This is a genomic window from Paenibacillus sp. GXUN7292, assembly GCF_050864975.1.
Lineage (GTDB): Bacteria > Bacillota > Bacilli > Paenibacillales > Paenibacillaceae > Pristimantibacillus.
This window is the reverse complement of sequence record NZ_JBOZWO010000107.1, coordinates 1-686: the sequence shown is the minus strand read 5'-3', so window position 1 is coordinate 686 and position 686 is coordinate 1. Positions and strand designations below refer to the sequence as shown.

General features: G+C 46.1%; 1 protein-coding gene. It reads right to left on the bottom strand.

The genetic code is table 11. The features are described from left to right. Positions 1 to 360 precede the first annotated feature (360 nt). The coding region (locus tag ACRRU2_RS28585) for a transposase (protein ID WP_432506839.1) at positions 361 to 686 on the bottom strand (326 nt) is incomplete at its 5' end.

The following is a 686-nucleotide window of genomic DNA, read 5'->3' as shown; positions in this document are numbered from 1 at the left end:
ACGGCATGAATATGCCGGGCCTGCCTTACGGCGAGTAACGGGGTGCAGGGAGGTGTACTTCCTGCACATTCCTTAGGGGAAGGGGTAGATCATTCCTTAGCTCGAAGGCAAAAACCTAATCGCTGGTTAGCAATCTGATATTCGTGGATTCACACACATTCTACATACGTCTGAAGGGCTTACCGCTAACTATTGACGAGTATTTGGTTCCAAACCTAACTCAAGCGCTTCTCGCGGATTTCCCTTCACCTTGCCTGATTTTGCCTTCGAAGTAAAAAATGATCTCTCCCAACATCGCCTCCTTTCATCTATCCTTAGACTCAATTCATTTTAGCTAGGTTATTCATGCATGATTTTGCGTTACGCTGCTTTTTCCGATTGCTGTATTTTTTCTATCTCCATCGCAATTACCCATACAAATCCAGCTAATTCCCTTGCGATTGCAGTAACGATCGTCCCTTTGTGTTTTCCCATACGCATCATTGCTTTGTATTTTTTGTGTAACCGTTGTTGCGCGGCCCAAGCTATAGCTTGCACCTTTGGCGGCAAGCCGGAAATCCGTTCCCTCATTGTTTTTTTGATGGCAGGACTATAACGGTAACCCCAGGCCGATTCGACTAGCACTCTTCGAATATGTGCGTTTCCAGCTTTCGTAATTCTTCCCTGATGACGACTGACACCGCTAG